The 337-nt window shown below is 42.4% G+C and carries 1 protein-coding gene; it reads right to left on the reverse strand.

Features of this window, described 5'->3' with window-relative positions; translation table 11 throughout:
• Positions 1 to 47 precede the first annotated feature (47 nt).
• On the reverse strand, positions 48 to 337 hold a 290-nt coding region (locus tag P0G09_RS16360; RefSeq protein WP_275253193.1), incomplete at its 5' end, for a phage holin family protein.

Here is a 337-nt window from a genome sequence, read left to right on the forward strand (position 1 = left end):
CTCTTCAACAGTTACGCTTTCTGGCATTTTTATTCACTTCCCGATAATTAACTTTCTACAAAGTGGTTGGCAATAATCGTATTGCATACTGACATAATCAAGGCAATCAGCATGGCCGACCCCAGCGATGAAAAGTAAAAGACGCTCTTGCCAACAACGCTTGAGGTCAAAATCAGCATAAAGCCATTGATCACAATACTAAAAAGGCCCAGCGTCAAAACGTTGATTGGTAAAGAAATCAGCAGCAAAAATGGCTTTACCAGTGCATTCAAGACTGCTAAAACCAAGCTGGCCAACAATGCCACGCCAACGCTGGAAACGTAAAACATACCGGTCT

Source organism: Faecalibacterium sp. DFI.5.82, assembly GCF_029076575.1.
GTDB lineage: Bacteria > Bacillota > Clostridia > Oscillospirales > Ruminococcaceae > Faecalibacterium > Faecalibacterium duncaniae.